Origin of the sequence: Pantoea trifolii, assembly GCF_024506435.1 — a bacterium.
Taxonomy (GTDB): Bacteria; Pseudomonadota; Gammaproteobacteria; order Enterobacterales; family Enterobacteriaceae; genus Pantoea; species Pantoea trifolii.
On the sequence record NZ_JANIET010000001.1, the window covers coordinates 1,314,558 to 1,331,570 of the forward strand.

The following is a 17,013-nucleotide window of genomic DNA, read 5'->3' on the forward strand; positions in this document are numbered from 1 at the left end:
GTATAACCACGTTAATCGTCGGGATGAACCCCCTTTTTCTGGAGTAAGCAATGGCAAACCGCTGGACACTGACACAAGCTCAGGCACTGTTCGATAAACCTTTCCTTGAGTTGATGTTTGAAGCGCAGCAAGTGCATCGTCAACATTTCGATCCACGCCAGGTGCAGGTCAGCACGCTGCTATCGATCAAAACCGGCGCCTGTCCGGAAGACTGTAAATACTGTCCGCAGAGCGCACGCTACAAAACCGGTCTGGAATCAGAACGTCTGATGGAAGTGGATGCGGTGCTGGAATCGGCGCGCAAAGCCAAGGCGGCGGGATCGAGCCGCTTCTGCATGGGCGCGGCGTGGAAAAATCCGCACGAGCGCGACATGCCGTACTTGCAGCAGATGGTGCAGGGCGTGAAAGCGATGGGCATGGAAACCTGCATGACGCTCGGCACGCTAGATGGCAGCCAGGCACAACGTCTCGCCGAAGCCGGGCTTGATTTCTACAACCACAACCTCGACACCTCGCCAGAGTTCTACGGCAACATCATCACCACGCGCAGCTATCAGGAACGTCTGGATACGCTGGATAAAGTGCGCGGCGCGGGCATCAAAGTGTGTTCCGGCGGCATCGTGGGGTTGGGTGAAACGGTGCAGGATCGCGCGGGCTTGCTGGTGCAACTCGCGAATCTGCCAACGCCACCCGAGAGCGTACCGATCAACATGCTGGTGAAGGTCAAGGGCACGCCGCTGGCCGATAACGACGACGTGGAACCGTTCGACTTCATCCGCACCATCGCGGTGGCGCGCATTATGATGCCATCCTCGCACGTGCGCCTTTCAGCCGGTCGCGAGCAGATGAGCGAGCAAACGCAGGCAATGTGCTTTATGGCCGGTGCAAACTCAATCTTCTACGGCTGCAAGCTGCTCACCACGCCAAACCCGGAAGAGGATAAAGATCTGATTCTGTTCCGCAAACTGGGCCTGAATCCGGAGCATACCGCGACAACCGCCGGTGACAACGAGCAGCAGTATCAGCTCAGCGAGCAGCTGTTGCACGCGGATACCGAGCAGTTCTATAACGCGGCTGTGTAAATGGGCTGGTCACAACGTATTGATGAGGCGCTGGCGGCGCGGCGCGCCGCGGATGGCTGGCGGCTGCGGCGTCCCGTTGAGCACAACAGCGTGCGGGAAATTACGCTCGAAGGGCAGCGTTATCGCCACTTCTCCAGCAATGACTATCTCGGCTTGAGTCAGCATCCGGCGGTGATCGCTGCCTGGCAGCAGGGCGCGGCCGAGACGGGCGCGGGTGCGGGCGCATCCGGTCATGTCACCGGCTACAGCCGCCATCATGCGCAGCTCGAAGCGGAGCTGGCGGACTGGCTGGGCTATTCGCGCGCGCTGCTGTTCATTTCGGGATTTGCCGCCAATCAGGCGGTGATCCATCTGCTGGCGGAAAAGCAGGATCGCATCTTCGCCGATAAGCTAGCGCATGCTTCACTGCTGGATGCCGCCAGCCACAGCCCCGCCAGCCTGCGTCGTTTTGCCCACAATCAGCCGGAAAGTCTGGCGAAGCTGCTGGCAACGCCGTCGGATGGCGGCACGCTGGTGGTGACCGAAGGCGTGTTCAGCATGGATGGCGACAGCGCACCGCTGGCCGAGATTGCTGAACAGACGCGGCGCGGCAACGGCTGGCTGCTGGTGGATGATGCGCACGGCATTGGCGTCACTGGTGCGCAAGGGCGCGGCAGCTGCTGGCAGCAGCAGGTCAAACCGGAACTGCTGATTGTCACCTTCGGCAAAGGGTTTGGCGTCAGCGGTGCGGCGCTGCTGTGCGATGACGCCACTGCCGATTACGTCGAGCAGTTTTCACGCCATCTGATCTACTCCACCGCGATGCCACCGGCGCAGTGCTACGCGTTGCTGGCGGCACTGCGGCAGATTCAACAAGGCGATGCGCTGCGTGAAAAACTGCACAGCCACATCGCGCGTTTCCGTGCGGGCGCCGCCGATTTGCCATGGCAATTAGGTGCCTCTGCAAGCGCCATCCAACCGCTGATCGTCGGTGAAAACAGCGCGGCGCTGGCGTTGTCACAGCGGCTGGCGCAGGCCGGCTGCTGGGTCAGCGCCATTCGTCCCCCGACCGTGCCGCCGGGCACCGCGCGGCTACGCATCACGCTCACCGCTGCGCATCATACCGATGATATTGATCGTCTGCTGGAGGCGCTATATGACGCTGCAGGTTAACAAGCAGGCCGTGGCAAACGCCTTTGGTCGTGCGGCTGCGCATTACGAGCAGCACGCGCAGTTACAGCGGCTGAGCGGTGATGCGCTGCTGGCGCTGGCGCCCGCCGGTTTTGGCCCGCACCTGCTGGATGCTGGTTGCGGCACCGGCTGGTATAGCCGCTATTGGCGCGATCGCGGGCGCACGCTGACGGCGCTTGATCTGTCGCCCAACATGTTGCAAACCGCGCGCGATCAGCAATCGGCGCAGCACTATCTGCTGGGCGATATTGATGCGGTGCCGCTACCAGATGCCAGCGTTGACGGCGTGTGGAGCAATCTGGCGGTGCAGTGGAGCAGCGACTTGCACACCGCGCTGCTGCAGTTTTTACGCGTCACGCGGCCAGGCGGCACGGTGCTGTTTTCCACGCTGCTCGACGGATCGCTGCACGAAGTGCATCACGCGTGGGCAAAACTGGATGGTCGTCAGCACGCCAATCGTTTCCTCAGCGCCGCGCAGTTTGACACGGCCACCGCGACGCTGCCGATCGCTAAGCAGCAGCAGGTTATCACGCTGCATTTTCCCAGTGCGCTCAGCGCCATGCGCTCGCTGAAAGGCATTGGTGCCACGCATTTGCACGACGGACGCGGCGCCAGCGTACTGACGCGCGCTCAGCTGGCACAACTTGAGCAGCACTGGCCGCAGGACGAGGCGGGTTATCGCCTGAGTTATCACCTGATGTATGGAGTTTTACGCAAATGACACGCTGGTTTATTACCGGAACCGATACCGAAGTGGGCAAAACAGTGGCCAGCGGCGCGCTGCTGCAGGCGGCGAGCGCCGCCGGTTTACGCACCGCAGGCTACAAGCCGGTGGCTTCCGGCTGCGAGATCACGCCGCAAGGCATCCGCAACAGCGACGCGCTGGCGTTACAGCGCTACAGCAGCTTGCCGTTAAGCTATGAGCAGGTGAACCCGCTGGCGTTTGTTGAGCCGACCTCGCCGCATATCATTAGCGCGGAAGAGGGCCGACCGATTACTTTTTCCACGCTTTCAGCAGGCTTGCGCGCGCTAGAGCAGCAGGCGGAATGGGTGCTAGTTGAAGGCGCAGGCGGATGGTTTACGCCGCTGTCGGAAACGCAAACGTACGCCGATTGGGTGGAAGCCGAGCAGTTGCCGGTAATTCTGGTGGTGTGCGTGAAACTGGGTTGCATCAACCATGCGATGCTCACCGCCGAAGCGGTTAAAGCGCGCGGATTGCGCCTTGCGGGCTGGATTGCCAATGATATTCAACCGCCCGGCAAACGCCATCAGGAGTATATGGCTACGCTGCGTCAGCGCATTCATGCGCCGTTCCTTGGTGAGATTCCGCACCTTAGCGATGAGGCCGAGCAGGCCGAATGTGGGCGTTATTTGAGGTTGCCGCAATAAATAACCCAGGTCGCCATTCATGGCGACCTGGCTACATCGTCACGTCGCGGTCAGCCACTTATTCACCGTCAAATCATCCAGCTGCGCCACTTTGCCATGCGCCACGTTACGTCCACGATGCAGCAGCAGGAAATAATCGGCGACGCGGCGCACAAACGACACGTGCTGCTCCAGCAGCAGAATGGTTAAACCATACTCACGGTTTAGCCGACGAATCAGATTGCCCATCTCCTCTTCCAGCCACGGCGACATCCCTTCCGTCGGCTCATCCAGAATCACCAGCTTGGGTTGCAGCACCAGCGCGCGCGCCAGTGCCAAATGTTGCTGTTGCTCCATCGGCAACTCGCCGCTGCGCTGATGGCGCAATGAATAGAGCGCCGGAAAAAGATCAAATACCATTTCCGGAATAGCGCGGCTACGATCGTCCTGCGCCGCCATCAGGGCGATCAGCAGGTTATCCTCCACGCTCATCTGCGAGAAAATATGCCGTCCTTGCGGCACGTAACCAATGCCGGTGCGCGCGCGCAGCTCGGCCGGTTGCAGCAGCAAATCTTCCGGCGGCGCGCCATCTTCCTGCCAGGTCATTGAGCCGCTGTTAATCGGCAGGCGGCCCATAATGCAGTTCACCAACGTGGTTTTGCCCATGCCAGGGCTGCCCAGCACGCCGGTGCAGGTGCCCGGCGGCAGATCGAGATCCACATCCCACAGAATGTGATTTTGACCGTAAAACTGATTCACCGAACGTAAACTCAGCATCTGACATCCTCCTTCCAGATTATAAGCCTGAATGCTCCCGCTCTGTGTCGTCTGGCATACAGTCGTGCACGATTGATGGACACCGCTGTCGTCGGCAAGCGCCGATATGGACTCGTCACTCCATATAGCAAACACTGCAATTCCCAGGCCAGGTTAGGAATTCAGGCCGTTCTGCGTCGCAAACCTGACAAATCAACCGCTAAAAGTTGAGAAATACTTAACAATTGCCGGCGGTGATAAATGAGCTGCACTTTGACGGTGCTAACGGCTTAACGTTTCTGGTGCATTTGATCGTTCGTAAGGCAATAACCGGGGAAATAAATGGCCTAAAGGCTGGCTTTTCTCCAGGTAAGGAGAGGTAAACCGGGAAAAAGAAGGGTTAATGCGACACGCAGGAGGAGAAAAATAAATGCGAAAAAATTTTTTTTCGCGCTTAAGAATGGGCGGGAGAAAATTATACACAGCCGATGGGCTCGGGGCTGGATTCACTTATCCACCATTACTGTGGATAACCTTGTGCATTAGCGACTGAAAACCGTGTGCAAGCGAGTAAATTCGCGGCCTTCATACATTATGATGAGAAACTGGGCTTTTGAGTCAATGTCAGTAAAAACAGCAGGTTAGTTAAAATCAAGCATGCGAATTATCTGGCTTGTCATCGGACTGCAATTTAATGACACTCTATTGACAAATGTTAAAAGCGTCCTCCGCTTGGGGATAACATTGCGCAACAAGCGCTTGCTGGCTGCCGCTTAAATTGCACTGAAGAAAATCCGCTTCAGATTCCATTATCGTGCAAGGTTACTGTAATTATGTCCAGTATTTTTTTCTGGCAAATTCGCCATAGCAGAGTAGAATTAGCAGCCTGCCCGCCGACTTCATCTGCTGGAACCGCTAAAACATGAGCAAAGTCTTTAAACTCAACTCCGCTTTCAAGCCTTCAGGCGATCAACCTGAGGCGATTCGCCGTCTCGAAGAGGGGCTGGAAGATGGACTCGCGCATCAAACGCTGTTGGGCGTGACGGGCTCGGGTAAAACGTTTACCGTGGCGAACGTAATTGCCGACCTTAACCGCCCGACCATGGTGCTGGCACCGAACAAAACCCTGGCGGCGCAGCTCTACGGCGAGATGAAAGAGTTTTTCCCGGATAACGCAGTGGAGTTTTTCGTCTCTTATTACGATTACTACCAGCCTGAAGCCTATGTGCCGAGTTCTGACACCTTTATTGAGAAAGATGCCTCGGTGAATGAGCACATTGAGCAGATGCGTCTGTCGGCGACCAAAGCGCTGCTGGAGCGTCGTGATGTGATTGTGGTGGCATCTGTTTCGGCGATCTACGGTCTGGGCGATCCCGATCTCTACCTGAAAATGATGCTGCACCTGACGCGCGGCATGATTATCGATCAGCGCAGCATTCTGCGTCGCCTGGCGGAACTGCAATATACCCGCAACGATCAAGCCTTCCAGCGCGGCACCTTCCGCGTGCGCGGCGAAGTGATCGATGTATTCCCGGCCGAATCGGACGACATTGCGCTGCGTATTGAGTTGTTCGATGAAGAAGTTGAAAGGCTGTCGCTGTTTGATCCGCTCACCGGTCAGATTGATTCTGTTATCCCACGCTTTACCGTCTATCCCAAAACGCACTACGTGACGCCGCGTGAGCGCATTCTTAAGGCGATGGAAGAGATCAAAGATGAGCTGGTGATCCGCCGCAAAGTGCTGCTGGAGAACAACAAGCTGCTTGAAGAGCAGCGTATTTCCCAGCGTACGCAGTTCGATCTCGAAATGATGAACGAGTTGGGTTACTGCTCCGGCATCGAAAACTACTCGCGCTATCTCTCCGGGCGCGGACCGGGCGAGCCGCCGCCGACTTTGTTCGACTATTTACCGGCGGATGGTTTGCTGGTGGTCGACGAATCGCACGTTACTATTCCGCAGATTGGCGGCATGTATCGTGGTGACCGCGCGCGTAAAGAGACGCTGGTGGAATACGGCTTCCGCCTGCCGTCGGCGCTGGATAACCGCCCGATGAAGTTTGAAGAGTTTGAAGCGGCCGCGCCGCAAACCATTTATGTGTCGGCCACGCCGGGCAATTACGAGCTGGAAAAATCGGGCAGCGAAGTGATTGATCAGCTGGTGCGCCCAACTGGCCTGCTGGATCCGGTGCTGGAAGTGCGTCCGGTGGCGACGCAGGTTGACGATTTGCTGTCGGAAATCCGCAAGCGTGTCGAAATCAACGAGCGCGTGCTGGTGACGGTACTGACCAAGCGTATGGCGGAAGACCTCACCGAATACCTTGTGGAGCACGGCGAGAAGGTGCGCTATCTGCACTCGGATATTGATACCGTAGAACGTATGGAGATCATCCGCGATTTACGCCTCGGCGAATTTGATGTGCTGGTCGGCATCAACTTGCTGCGAGAAGGTCTGGATATGCCAGAAGTATCGCTGGTGGCGATTCTCGATGCCGATAAAGAGGGCTTCCTGCGTTCCGAGCGTTCGCTGATTCAGACCATTGGCCGCGCCGCACGTAACATCAACGGCCGGGCGATTCTCTACGCTGACAAAATCACGCCGTCGATGGAGCGCGCGATGGGCGAAACCGAGCGTCGTCGCGAGAAACAGCAAAAATACAACGAAGAAAACGGTATCGTGCCGCAAGGGCTCAACAAGAAGATCACCGATATTCTTGAGCTCGGTAAAAACGTGGTGAAAACGCGCGGCAAAGGCAAAACCGCGTCACGCACTGCGGCAGAAGCCGAAGCTAACTATATGGCGCTTACGCCGCAGGCGATGCAGAAGAAGATTCACGAGCTGGAAGGGCAGATGCAGCAACACGCGCAGAACCTGGAGTTCGAAGAAGCCGCCAGCGTGCGCGATCAGTTACATCAACTGCGTGAGCTGTTTATTGCGGCTTCGTGATGGTAGTAACCGAGTCGCCATAATCGTAATGGTTGTAACCAGGTCGCCATAAATGGCGACCCTACACGGCCTGAATCGCGTGTTCCAGCGCGATGCGCAGCAGCTGGCGGTCGTGGCGATATTTGATGTCGGCGGCTTCCAGCGGTTCGCGAATGATTAAGCGCTCTTCCACGCCGCGAATATCGGCGGCTGGACTGACTACCACCGCATCAATCACCCGCTTGCCAATCGCTTTCTCCATGATCGCCAATTTATCGGCCACATTCAGGCTGGCTGCCGCCGGGCTCAGTTCGCGGCCCAGATTACCAATAAACACCATGGTGGCAGGTGTACGACGCATCGCGCGCGCCATATCTTCCATCAGCAGAATCGGCATCAGGCTGGTGTAGAAGCTGCCGGGGCCAATCAGAATCAAATCCGCTTCGCCTATCGCCTCAATCGCTTCGCGGGTCGGCAACACGTTGGGATGCAACATCAACTCTTCGGGCGGCTGCTTCATCTCATCAATCGCGGTTTCGCCGTACACCATGTTGCCTTCGCCATCCTGCGCCACCAGATCAACCGGCTGTTCCGACATCGGAATCAGAAACGCATCAACCTTAAGCAGATTGCGAATGATATTGATGGCTTCCAGCGGACGTACGCTTAGGTGATCGAGCGCCTTCAGCATCAGGTTGCCCAGGTTGTGGCCGGCCAGCTCGCCATTGCCGGTGAAGCGATACTCAAACATCGCGGTGGCGACGCTCGGCTCGGTGATCAGCTGATTGATGCAGTTGCGCATATCGCCCCACGCAATGCCGCCTTCCGAGCGGCGAATGCGGCCGGTGGATCCGCCGTTATCGGTGGTGGTGACGATGCCGGTCAGGCGCGAGCCTAACGGTGCCAGCGCCGACATCACGCGGCCCAAACCGTGTCCGCCACCTAATGCCACTACGCGGTCCAAATCTGCCAGGGTTCGATTCATGTTTCTCCTTTGTCACTGACGTCCTCGCGTTGAGGCGTAGTTGAACTGATGTGCATCAATATCTGTGGTGCATTTTACCGTATCCTGTCGCGAAAATGCGGTGAAAAATACGTTATACATCAAGATATATAGCGAAATTCACTGATGGATGCGAATCGCTAATCGCGCTACCATTCGTTTTAACCGTGTTGTCCATAATGACAACAAACTCCCAAGCCTGGTTTCCTAAGTCGTTAACGATATGGAAGGCAGGCCGCAGCCTTGAGCTGCCAGGGTGCAGAAAGAAATGACTGCATCTCCCGACTTTGGAAAGGTGTTCAGGTGCCACAATTTACAGATGCCTACGCGCGCAGCTTTTACTATCTGCGCCTGTCGGTCACGGATGTGTGTAACTTCCGTTGTACCTACTGCTTGCCGAATGGCTACAAGCCGAACGGTTCGAACAATAAAAGCTTTCTCTCGCTGGATGAGATTCGTCGCGTGACGCGTGCCTTTGCGGCTGCGGGCACGGAAAAAGTGCGCCTGACGGGCGGCGAACCTTCTATGCGTCGCGATTTCACCGACATCATCGCCGCCGTGCGTGAAAATGCCGCTATTCGCCAGATCGCGATGACCACCAACGGTTACCGCATGGCGCGTGACGTACGTGCGTGGCGCGCCGCCGGTCTCACTCATATCAACGTTAGCGTCGACAGCCTCGACGCACGCCAGTTTCACGCCATTACCGGCCAGGACAAATTTGCCGAGGTGATGGCGGGAATCGACGCCGCCTTTGATGCCGGTTTCGAGAAAGTGAAAGTGAACAGCGTGCTGATGCGCGATGTGAACAGCCACAGCCTCAGCACCTTCCTCGAGTGGCTGCGCCTGCGACCGATTCAACTGCGCTTTATCGAACTAATGGAAACCGGCGAAGGCAGCGATCTGTTCCGCCGTCATCACATCTCCGGTGAAGTGATCCGCGACCAGCTGATCCTGCAAGGCTGGCAACGCCAGCCGCGCGGCCGCAGCGACGGTCCGGCGCAGGTGTTCCGTCATCCCGATTATCAGGGCGAAGTCGGCCTGATCATGCCGTACGAGAAAGATTTCTGTGCCAGCTGCAACCGCCTGCGCGTCTCGGCGCTGGGCAATTTGCATCTGTGCCTGTTTGGCGATGGCGGCGTGTCGCTGCGCGATCTGCTGGCCTCTGACGATCAGCAAGACGCGTTGCAGGCACGCATTGCGCACAGCCTTGGACAGAAAAAGCAGACGCATTTCCTGCATCAGGGCAACACCGGCATCACACAAAATCTCTCCTTTATTGGTGGCTAAACACAGGAGTTACGGCCATGGGTAAACCTACCGGCGAATTTGTCGCCTTGAATGTGGCGGTGATGACCGTCTCGGATAGCCGCGATGCCAGCAACGACACATCTGGCGATTATCTGCGCGAAGCGCTGGCGGAAGCCGGACATCAGGTGGTGGATCGCGCGCTGGTGCCGGATAACCGCTATCGCATTCGCGCCACGGTGTCGCGCTGGATCGCCAGCGACGATGTGCAAGTGGTGATCGTGAACGGCGGCACCGGTTTCAACAGCCAAAACAGCACGCCAGAAGCGTTGCTGCCGCTGCTGGACCGTGAAATCGAGGGCTTTGGCGAGCTGTTCCGCATGATCTCCTATGAAGAGATCGGCAGCTCAACGCTGCAGTCGCGCGCGGTGGCCGGATTAGCCAATCAGACGCTGATTTTTGCCGTGCCGGGATCGACCAACGCCTGCCGCAGCGCCTGGGAACGCATTATTGAAGATCAGCTGGATGCACGTACGCGTCCGTGTAATTTCGTTTCACATTTGAAGAAGTTGTAAGCATGTCATCGTTAACTCATATCAATGCCGCTGGCGAAGCCCACATGGTGGATGTCTCCGGCAAAACCGAAACGGTACGCGAAGCGCAGGCCGAAGCGCTGGTGCTGATGAGCGCCGAAACGCTGCAGATGATTATTGACGGCAGCCATCACAAAGGTGACGTCTTCGCCACCGCGCGCATCGCCGGTATTCAGGCAGCAAAACGCACCTGGGAACTGATTCCACTCTGTCATCCGCTGATGCTGAGCAAAGTAGAAGTCAGTTTGATTGCTGAACCCGAGCACAATCGCGTGCGCGTCACCTCGCTGTGTCGTCTGACCGGCAAAACCGGCGTCGAGATGGAAGCGTTGACGGCGGCCTCCGTCGCGGCGCTGACCATCTATGACATGTGCAAAGCGGTGCAAAAAGACATTGTCATCGACCAGCTGCGTTTGCTGACTAAAAGCGGCGGCAAGTCTGGCGATTTCAAGGCGGTGAGCCATGATTAAGGTGCTGTTTTTTGCTCAGGTGCGTGAATTGACCGGCACCAGCTCACTGGATTTGGCTCCAGAATATGAGGACGTCGCGACATTGCGCGCGGCATTAGCGGAGAAGGGCGAACGCTGGGCGCTGGCGCTGGAATCCGGCAAGCTGCTGGCGGCGGTTAACCAAACGCTGGTGCCAATGACGCATCCGCTACGTGCCGGTGATGAAGTGGCCTTTTTCCCGCCGGTGACCGGAGGCTGATGATGGAAACGCGGATTCGTGTCGGATCAGAACCTTTCAACGTCGGCGAGGAGTACGGAAAACTCGCCGCCCATGACAGCGATGGCGCGGTCGTCACCTTTACCGGCAAAGTGCGCAATCATAATCTCGGTGCCAGCGTGGCGGCCTTGACGCTGGAGCACTATCCCGGCATGACGGAAAAAGCGCTGGACGATATTGTTGAAGATGCGCGTCAGCGCTGGGCGCTGCAGCAGGTCACGGTAATTCATCGCGTTGGCGAACTGTTCCCCGGCGATGAGATCGTGTTTGTGGGCGTCAGCAGCGCGCATCGGGGCAGTGCATTCGCCGCTACCGAGTTCATCATGGATTACCTGAAAACTCGTGCGCCGTTCTGGAAGCGCGAAGCCACTGTCGCAGGCGAACGCTGGGTTGATGCGCGTGACAGCGATCATCAGGCTGCTGAGCGCTGGAGCTAGCGCGCAAAATCCCCCGGCTCCGATAGCGGCAGGCCACTGAAAACGTTAAGGTACGGTTTTTGTTGGCGTCAGGGAGCAGGATGAACACGAGCAAGATGATGAAAGGCGCAGCATTGCTGGCTGCGCTGGTACTGGTTGGTTGTAGCACTAAAAAAGAGCCGCAGGTGCCAGCGCGTCAGCCCGCCGATGTGAAAAGCCAAATCCAGCAGTTGTTGCCCAGCGACGTGAAGCAAAAATCCGCTTGGGCCGACGACATCTATACCGCGTTCCGCGTGCAGCAAATCGATGCCAGCGTCAGCAACATCTGCGCGGTCATTGCCGTCACCGATCAGGAATCCAACTTCAGTGCTGATGCGGAAGTGCCGGGCTTGCCGAAAATCGCCTGGGGCGAAATCGATCGCCGCGCCGCCAAAGTGCACGTTCCGGCATTTCTGGTGCGCACCGCACTGTTAATCAAATCGCCGAACGGTGAAAGCTATGCCGCGCGTCTGGATAAAGTGCGCAGCGAGAAAGAGCTGAGCGCCATCTTTGATGATTTTATCGATATGGTGCCGATGGGGCAGAAGCTGTTTGGCAATCTTAACCCGATTCATACTGGCGGGCCGATGCAGGTCAGCATTGAGTTTGCGGAAGCGCACGCCAAAGGCTATCCGTATGCGGTTGACGGCTCGATTCGTCGAGAAGTCTTCACGCGTCGCGGTGGTATCTATTTCGGCACGCTGCATCTGCTTGGCTATCCGGCCGATTATAGCCAGCCGCTCTATCGCTTTGCCGACTTCAACGCCGGTTGGTACGCCAGCCGCAACGCGGCATTCCAGGCGGCGATTGCGCGCGCCAGCGGCATCAAGCTGGAACTTGATGGCGATTTGATTATGTATGGCAGCGAGCAGGCCAGCTCCACCGAATTGGCGGTGCGCAGCCTGAGCAAGCAGCTGGATATGAGCAATCGTGAAATCCGCCGCGATTTGGAGAAGGGCGACACTGAAGATTTTGCCAAAAGCACGCTGTGGAAGCAGACCTTTATTCTTGCCGATAAGATGGCCGGAAAACGTCTGCCGCGCGAAATGCTGCCGGGCATCAAGCTGGAGAGCCCGAAAATCACCCGCAATCTCACCACCGCGTGGTTTGCCCAGCGCGTTAATGGCCGCTATCAACAGTGCTTGACGCGCCGTTGACGCAAACGGGTGTACACTCCACACTTACAGAGTTTGTCTAACATTTAATGAGGCGCTTCATGGATCGATATCCACGTAATGATTCAATCGTGCAGCAGGCATCCACTTCGCTGCAGACCTACATGGCGCAGGTGTATGGCTGGATGACCTGTGGCTTGCTGCTCACCGCGTTTGTTTCGTGGTTTGCTGCCCGTACACCTGCAGTAATGGAATTGGTGTTTGCTAACCGTATCACTTTCTTTGGTCTGATCATCGCGCAACTGGCGCTGGTGTTTGTGCTGTCTGGCATGGTGCAACGCATGAGCGGCGCAGTGGCTACCGCGCTGTTTATGCTCTATTCGGCGCTGACCGGTCTGACAATGGCGAGTATTTTCCTCGTCTACACCTACTCATCGATTGCCAGCACCTTCTTTGTGACGGCCGGGATGTTCGGTGCCATGAGCTTCTACGGTTACACCACCAAGCGCGACCTGAGCCGTTTTGGCAGTCTGCTGTTTATGGCGCTGATCGGTATTTTGCTGGCGTCGCTGGTGAACTTCTGGCTGAAAAGCCCGGCGCTGATGTGGGCGATTACCTATATCGGCGTGGTGGTGTTTGTTGGCTTAACCGCCTATGACACGCAGAGGCTGAAGGCGATTGGCGAGAACATCAACGTCAATGACAAAGAGAACCTGCGTCGCGCCTCAATCATGGGCGCGTTAACGCTGTATCTCGACTTTATCAACCTGTTCCTGATGCTGCTGCGCATCTTCGGCAACCGCCGCTAAACCACGCACCAAACTGTTCCCTCTCCCGCGTGCGGTCTGCACCAATCCGTCCCCTCTCCCGCCTGCGGGAGAGGGCCAGGGTGAGGGGAATCCCGCACAAAACTAGCGCGAAACCGATTTCTCCATCTTCTGCTCATTCTTCTGCCGCAAATGCTTCGCGCGGCTCTCCAGCCACAAATAGAGCACCAATGCCACCAACAGCGGCAGGATAAAGTAGAGCACGCGATAAGCCAGCAACGCCGCGATAATGCTGCCGTGCGAGGCATGTTGCCCACTCAGCAGCGCCAAAAATACCGCCTCCAGCACGCCAATCCCCGCGGGAATATGAATAATCACGCCCGCGATACTGCTGATCAACAGCACGCCTAACACAATCGGATAATCCACCTGACGTGCCAGCAGCAGCCAGATAATCATGCCCATCACCATCCAGTTGGCGCAAGAGACGGCAAACTGGAACAGCGCCATGCGCAGCGAAGGCAGCTGCAGATGCTGGCCTTTTACCGTCCAGCGGCGCTTCTTCGCGAAGGCGCACGCCCACAAATAGACGGCCACCATCACCAGCAGCACCGCGCCAATAATGCGCAGGGTGGTTTCGCCAATGAACCAACCAGAAGGAATTGGCACCATGCCCGCCGCAAACACCACGCCGGCCAGCAGAATGTAGCCAAGCCAGTTGGTGGCGATGCTCAGCGAGAAGATGCGTGTAATGGTGTTGCCCGGCAAACCGAGACGCGAGTAGAGCCGATAACGCATCGCCACGCCGCCAACCCAGGTGCTGAGCGTCAGGTTGAAGGCATAGCAGATAAACGACACCAGCATCACCTGACGTTTCGCCAGCTTATGGCCGCAGTAGGCGCGTCCAATCAGGTCGTAAAGGCCGTAAGTCAGATAACTCACCACCACCAGCGCGGCGGCGCTTAGCACTACATAGCGGTTGTAGCCGACGATCACTGTATAAACGTCTTCCCAGTTCACCTTGCGCGCATACACCACCAGCAGCACAATCACCGCGATAAAAAACAGCCAGGTGAGGATTTTCTTCGCCAGTTGCCAGCGCGGATTCTTTTTCGACATTAGGGTTTCGCTCCTGAATTATCGGCTTCAACCCGATCCTGGGTTTCCATTTCAGGCTGCACCGGCGGCGCAACCTGCGACAAGCGCGGCGTATGCGCAGGTAACCAACCGGCGATGGCCGGGAAGTGGCGTAAAAAGTGGAACACAATCACGCCTTTGGTCAGCTGCCACCAGTTGCGCGGCGGCAGCTTGTCATCTTCCACGCGCACACAGTCCTGCTGAATCAGCAGCTCCAGATTGTCGCGCAGCGTCTGATTGAAGGCGCGATCGTGCACCATCAAATTGGCTTCGAGATTGAGGGATAAACTCAGCGGATCAAGGTTGCTGGAACCGACCGTGGACCACTGCTGATCCTGCACCGCAATTTTGCCGTGCAGCGGGCGGCGGCAGTATTCATACACTTCTACGCCACCATCGACCAAATAGTTGTACAGCAGCTCGGCGCCGACTTTAACGATCGGCATATCGGGTTCGCCCTGCACGATCAGCCGGACGCGCACGCCGCGCTGTGCCGCGCTGCGCATCTCGCGCAGCAAACGATAGCCGGGGAAGAAGTAGGCGTTGGCGATGATCACATCCTTCTGGGCTTTGCGCAGCATGGCGAGATAGTGCTGCTCAATGTCGTCACGGTGTTCGTCGTTATCGCGATAAACAAACAGCACCTGCGCTTCACCGGGCATGGCGTTAACCGCCGGACGGTGGGAACGCGCGCCCCACCAGCGCCGCGTGTGCTGTTCGCTGCCCATTTGTTGCTGCACGTATTGGGCAATATCCAAAACCACCGGACCTTTCACCTCCACCGCATAATCCTGCTTGGCTTCTGCACCGAAATCGATGTTGTGTTCAGCGGAGAAGTTGATGCCGCCGACAAAGGCGATCGCTTCATCAATCACCACAATTTTGCGGTGCAGGCGACGAAACACGTTAGTGCGCATACCGAGCACCAGCGGACGCGGATCGTAATAGATAAAGCGCACGCCAGCGGCGGTCAGGCTATTAACAAATCGATCGGAGAGATCCGGCGAGCCGTAACCATCGACCATCACTTCAACTTTCACTCCACGCTGTGCAGCGTTAAGCAACGCTTCGTGCAGGTCGTTGCCCACTTCATCCTCAAACAGAATAAAGGTTTCCAGCAGCAGCGTGCGCTCGGCACGCTGAATCGCGCCCCATACGCGCGGGAAAAATTCGTCACCGTTCTCAAGCAAACGGAGCTGATTACCGTCGCGCCAATTGAAACTCATAGGAAAATCTCCACCGCTAATGGCGCATGATCGGACAGGTGTGACCAGGGTTTAACCGGCAGCGCCCACGGCTTACTGACCGTGGCGTTGCGGATGTAGATACGATCAAGCCGTAACAACGGAAAACGTGCCGGAAAAGTGCGGGCAGGGCGGCCAGTTTTGATACTGAACACTTCCTCTAAGCCCACCGCGCGCTTGAGAAAGCGATTGGCGCTGACCTGCCAGTCATTAAAATCACCGGCCACCACCAAGGGCGCATTGGGCGGCAGCGTATCAATGAAGTCGCACATCATCTTCATCTGCGCCTGACGATGCTTCTCCTTCAGACCGAGATGTACGCAGAACACATGCAGCGGCTCAGCACGATCCGGCAGGCGAATTTGGCAGTGCAACATGCCGCGCTTTTCACTTCCAGCGACGGAAATATCGCGGTTTTCATATTCAACGATGGGAAATCGTGACAATATCGCGTTCCCGTGATGTCCCTCGGGATAAACGGCGTTGCGGCCATAGGCGAAATCGTTCCACATGGTATCGGCCAGAAACTCGTAATGTGAGGTTTCCGGCCAGTTTTCGATGTTCAGTGAATGGATGGCGTGGGTGCCCATCACCTCTTGCAGGAAGACGATATCCGCCGATGTGGCGCGGACTGCGTCGCGCAATTCCGGCAGGATAAAGCGGCGATTAAAGCTGGTGAACCCCTTGTGGGTATTGATCGTCAGGACTTTAAATGAAAATCCTTGCGTATTTTGTGGCATACTTCGACGCGCTCCTTTTCATCATCAACAGCACAAAGTGTAGTCTTTGTCACAAATGGATGGTGTTAAGGGCAGAAAATTAGGGCGTAATCCGAAATTTGCTTTACATTGAGGACGTTCGTCTGGCCTCCAGCCAGATACACTTGGGCGACCTGTTGGGTCTGCCAGGAGAAGAGAATGAAATGGTCTAATCGTGTTCAGATTGTTACCGGACAAACCTGTTTGCACATTGCAATGCACCTGCTGGTGATTGCCGCGCTGGTTTGGGGCTGGAAACATAGGGCGCTGGTTGAAGTGAGCAGTACCCTGGTGGCAGCTTATGCGGTGGTATTCATTACCATGCTGGTCATGCAGCGTAGTGCCCGTTTACGTAGAATGGGTGATTCCCTCGAAGAGGTGACCACCACGTACTACTTTGGCGCAGCGATGTTAACGCTGTTCCTGATCTCCCGCTTTATCCACAACAACCTGCTGATTGGTATTCTCGGCGTGGTGATGTTGGTGGGACCGGCGCTGGTATCACTGCTGGCGAAAGAGCCGGTCCAGCGCATCGAGAAGAAGCGCAGTTGATTGATTAGGGACCGCAATCCTGCGGACCTGACAAAAAGGAGCCGAATGCGGCTCCTTTTTTTATGGATGCTGTACGCGCGGAAAGCTGCTAAACTCGCGCCCTTACGCATGGTAGT

The 17,013-nt window shown here is 56.9% G+C and carries 18 protein-coding genes and 1 riboswitch; of the genes, 13 read left to right on the plus strand and 5 right to left on the minus strand.

The genetic code is table 11. The features are described 5' to 3' along the window. Positions 1-50: 50 nt before the first annotated feature. The 4 genes from bioB to bioD are packed head-to-tail and all read left to right on the plus strand — an operon-like array spanning position 51 to position 3,641. Positions 51-1,082 (plus strand): biotin synthase BioB, encoded by a 1,032-nt coding sequence (gene bioB / locus NQH49_RS06070; protein ID WP_256695962.1) that lies wholly within the window; start codon positions 51-53, stop codon positions 1,080-1,082. After that, complete coding sequence (gene bioF / locus NQH49_RS06075; RefSeq protein ID WP_256695963.1) at positions 1,083-2,234, plus strand: 8-amino-7-oxononanoate synthase; 1,152 nt, start codon at positions 1,083-1,085, stop codon at positions 2,232-2,234. Beyond that, the gene (gene bioC / locus NQH49_RS06080) at positions 2,218-2,973 is read left to right on the plus strand and encodes a malonyl-ACP O-methyltransferase BioC (protein ID WP_256695964.1); all 756 of its coding nucleotides are present in this window, start codon (positions 2,218-2,220) and stop codon (positions 2,971-2,973) included. Before bioF ends, bioC begins: the two co-directional genes overlap by 17 nt. Further along, complete coding sequence (gene bioD / locus NQH49_RS06085) at positions 2,970-3,641, plus strand: dethiobiotin synthase (protein ID WP_256695965.1); 672 nt, start codon at positions 2,970-2,972, stop codon at positions 3,639-3,641. The genes bioC and bioD overlap by 4 nt, the downstream gene beginning before the upstream one ends. A 39-nt stretch (positions 3,642-3,680) precedes the next feature. On the opposite strand, the gene NQH49_RS06090 is transcribed toward bioD, so the two are convergent. After that, positions 3,681-4,397 (minus strand): ABC transporter ATP-binding protein, encoded by a 717-nt coding sequence (locus NQH49_RS06090; RefSeq protein WP_008102708.1) that lies wholly within the window; start codon positions 4,395-4,397, stop codon positions 3,681-3,683. A gap of 901 nt (positions 4,398-5,298) precedes the next feature. On the opposite strand from NQH49_RS06090, the gene uvrB reads away from it, so the two are divergent. Further along, positions 5,299-7,320, plus strand: coding sequence for an excinuclease ABC subunit UvrB (uvrB, locus tag NQH49_RS06095; RefSeq protein WP_256695966.1), 2,022 nt, complete (start codon positions 5,299-5,301; stop codon positions 7,318-7,320). A gap of 61 nt (positions 7,321-7,381) precedes the next feature. Here uvrB and NQH49_RS06100 read toward each other — a convergent pair whose 3' ends face one another. Further along, complete coding sequence (locus NQH49_RS06100) at positions 7,382-8,284, minus strand: gluconeogenesis factor YvcK family protein (RefSeq protein ID WP_256695967.1); 903 nt, start codon at positions 8,282-8,284, stop codon at positions 7,382-7,384. Between the two features lie 196 nt (positions 8,285-8,480). Further along, a riboswitch (molybdenum cofactor riboswitch) is annotated at positions 8,481-8,617 on the plus strand. Between NQH49_RS06100 and moaA the strand changes: the two genes are divergently transcribed. The 7 genes from moaA (at position 8,606) to NQH49_RS06135 (ending at position 13,248) form a co-directional block, all read left to right on the plus strand. Then, positions 8,606-9,592: a GTP 3',8-cyclase MoaA gene (gene moaA / locus NQH49_RS06105; RefSeq protein WP_256695968.1), complete on the plus strand. Its 987-nt coding sequence runs from the start codon at positions 8,606-8,608 to the stop codon at positions 9,590-9,592. It overlaps the preceding riboswitch by 12 nt. Positions 9,593-9,609: 17 nt before the next feature. Next, positions 9,610-10,125 carry a molybdenum cofactor biosynthesis protein B gene (gene moaB, locus NQH49_RS06110; RefSeq protein WP_256695969.1) on the plus strand — a complete coding sequence of 172 codons (516 nt, stop codon included), beginning with the start codon at positions 9,610-9,612 and terminating at the stop codon, positions 10,123-10,125. Between the two features lie 2 nt (positions 10,126-10,127). Continuing rightward, positions 10,128-10,613, plus strand: a complete 486-nt coding sequence (moaC, locus tag NQH49_RS06115) for a cyclic pyranopterin monophosphate synthase MoaC (RefSeq protein ID WP_154153274.1) — start codon at positions 10,128-10,130, stop codon at positions 10,611-10,613. Beyond that, entirely contained in the window at positions 10,606-10,851 is a 246-nt protein-coding gene (moaD, locus tag NQH49_RS06120) for a molybdopterin synthase sulfur carrier subunit (RefSeq protein WP_256695970.1), read from the plus strand. The genes moaC and moaD overlap by 8 nt, the downstream gene beginning before the upstream one ends. A gap of 2 nt (positions 10,852-10,853) precedes the next feature. Further along, positions 10,854-11,306: a molybdopterin synthase catalytic subunit MoaE gene (gene moaE / locus NQH49_RS06125; protein ID WP_256698383.1), complete on the plus strand. Its 453-nt coding sequence runs from the start codon at positions 10,854-10,856 to the stop codon at positions 11,304-11,306. Positions 11,307-11,386: 80 nt separating this feature from the next. Then, positions 11,387-12,481 (plus strand): DUF1615 domain-containing protein, encoded by a 1,095-nt coding sequence (locus NQH49_RS06130; RefSeq protein WP_256695971.1) that lies wholly within the window; start codon positions 11,387-11,389, stop codon positions 12,479-12,481. Positions 12,482-12,540: 59 nt separating this feature from the next. After that, positions 12,541-13,248: a Bax inhibitor-1/YccA family protein gene (locus NQH49_RS06135; RefSeq protein WP_176970992.1), complete on the plus strand. Its 708-nt coding sequence runs from the start codon at positions 12,541-12,543 to the stop codon at positions 13,246-13,248. A 102-nt stretch (positions 13,249-13,350) separates the two neighbouring features. Here NQH49_RS06135 and NQH49_RS06140 read toward each other — a convergent pair whose 3' ends face one another. Genes NQH49_RS06140 through NQH49_RS06150 form a run of 3 tightly spaced genes read right to left on the minus strand, consistent with a single transcriptional unit; the run spans position 13,351 to position 16,327 of the window. Next, positions 13,351-14,325, minus strand: coding sequence for a lysylphosphatidylglycerol synthase domain-containing protein (locus tag NQH49_RS06140; RefSeq protein ID WP_008102686.1), 975 nt, complete (start codon positions 14,323-14,325; stop codon positions 13,351-13,353). Continuing rightward, positions 14,325-15,569 (minus strand): cardiolipin synthase ClsB, encoded by a 1,245-nt coding sequence (gene clsB / locus NQH49_RS06145; RefSeq protein ID WP_256695972.1) that lies wholly within the window; start codon positions 15,567-15,569, stop codon positions 14,325-14,327. Before clsB ends, NQH49_RS06140 begins: the two co-directional genes overlap by 1 nt. Then, a complete protein-coding gene (locus NQH49_RS06150; protein WP_256695973.1) occupies positions 15,566-16,327 on the minus strand; it encodes an endonuclease/exonuclease/phosphatase family protein in 762 nt (253 codons plus the stop codon). The genes clsB and NQH49_RS06150 overlap by 4 nt, the downstream gene beginning before the upstream one ends. 177 nt (positions 16,328-16,504) lie before the next feature. Between NQH49_RS06150 and NQH49_RS06155 the strand changes: the two genes are divergently transcribed. Further along, entirely contained in the window at positions 16,505-16,897 is a 393-nt protein-coding gene (locus NQH49_RS06155) for a YbhQ family protein (RefSeq protein ID WP_007890591.1), read from the plus strand. Positions 16,898-17,013: the final 116 nt, after the last annotated feature.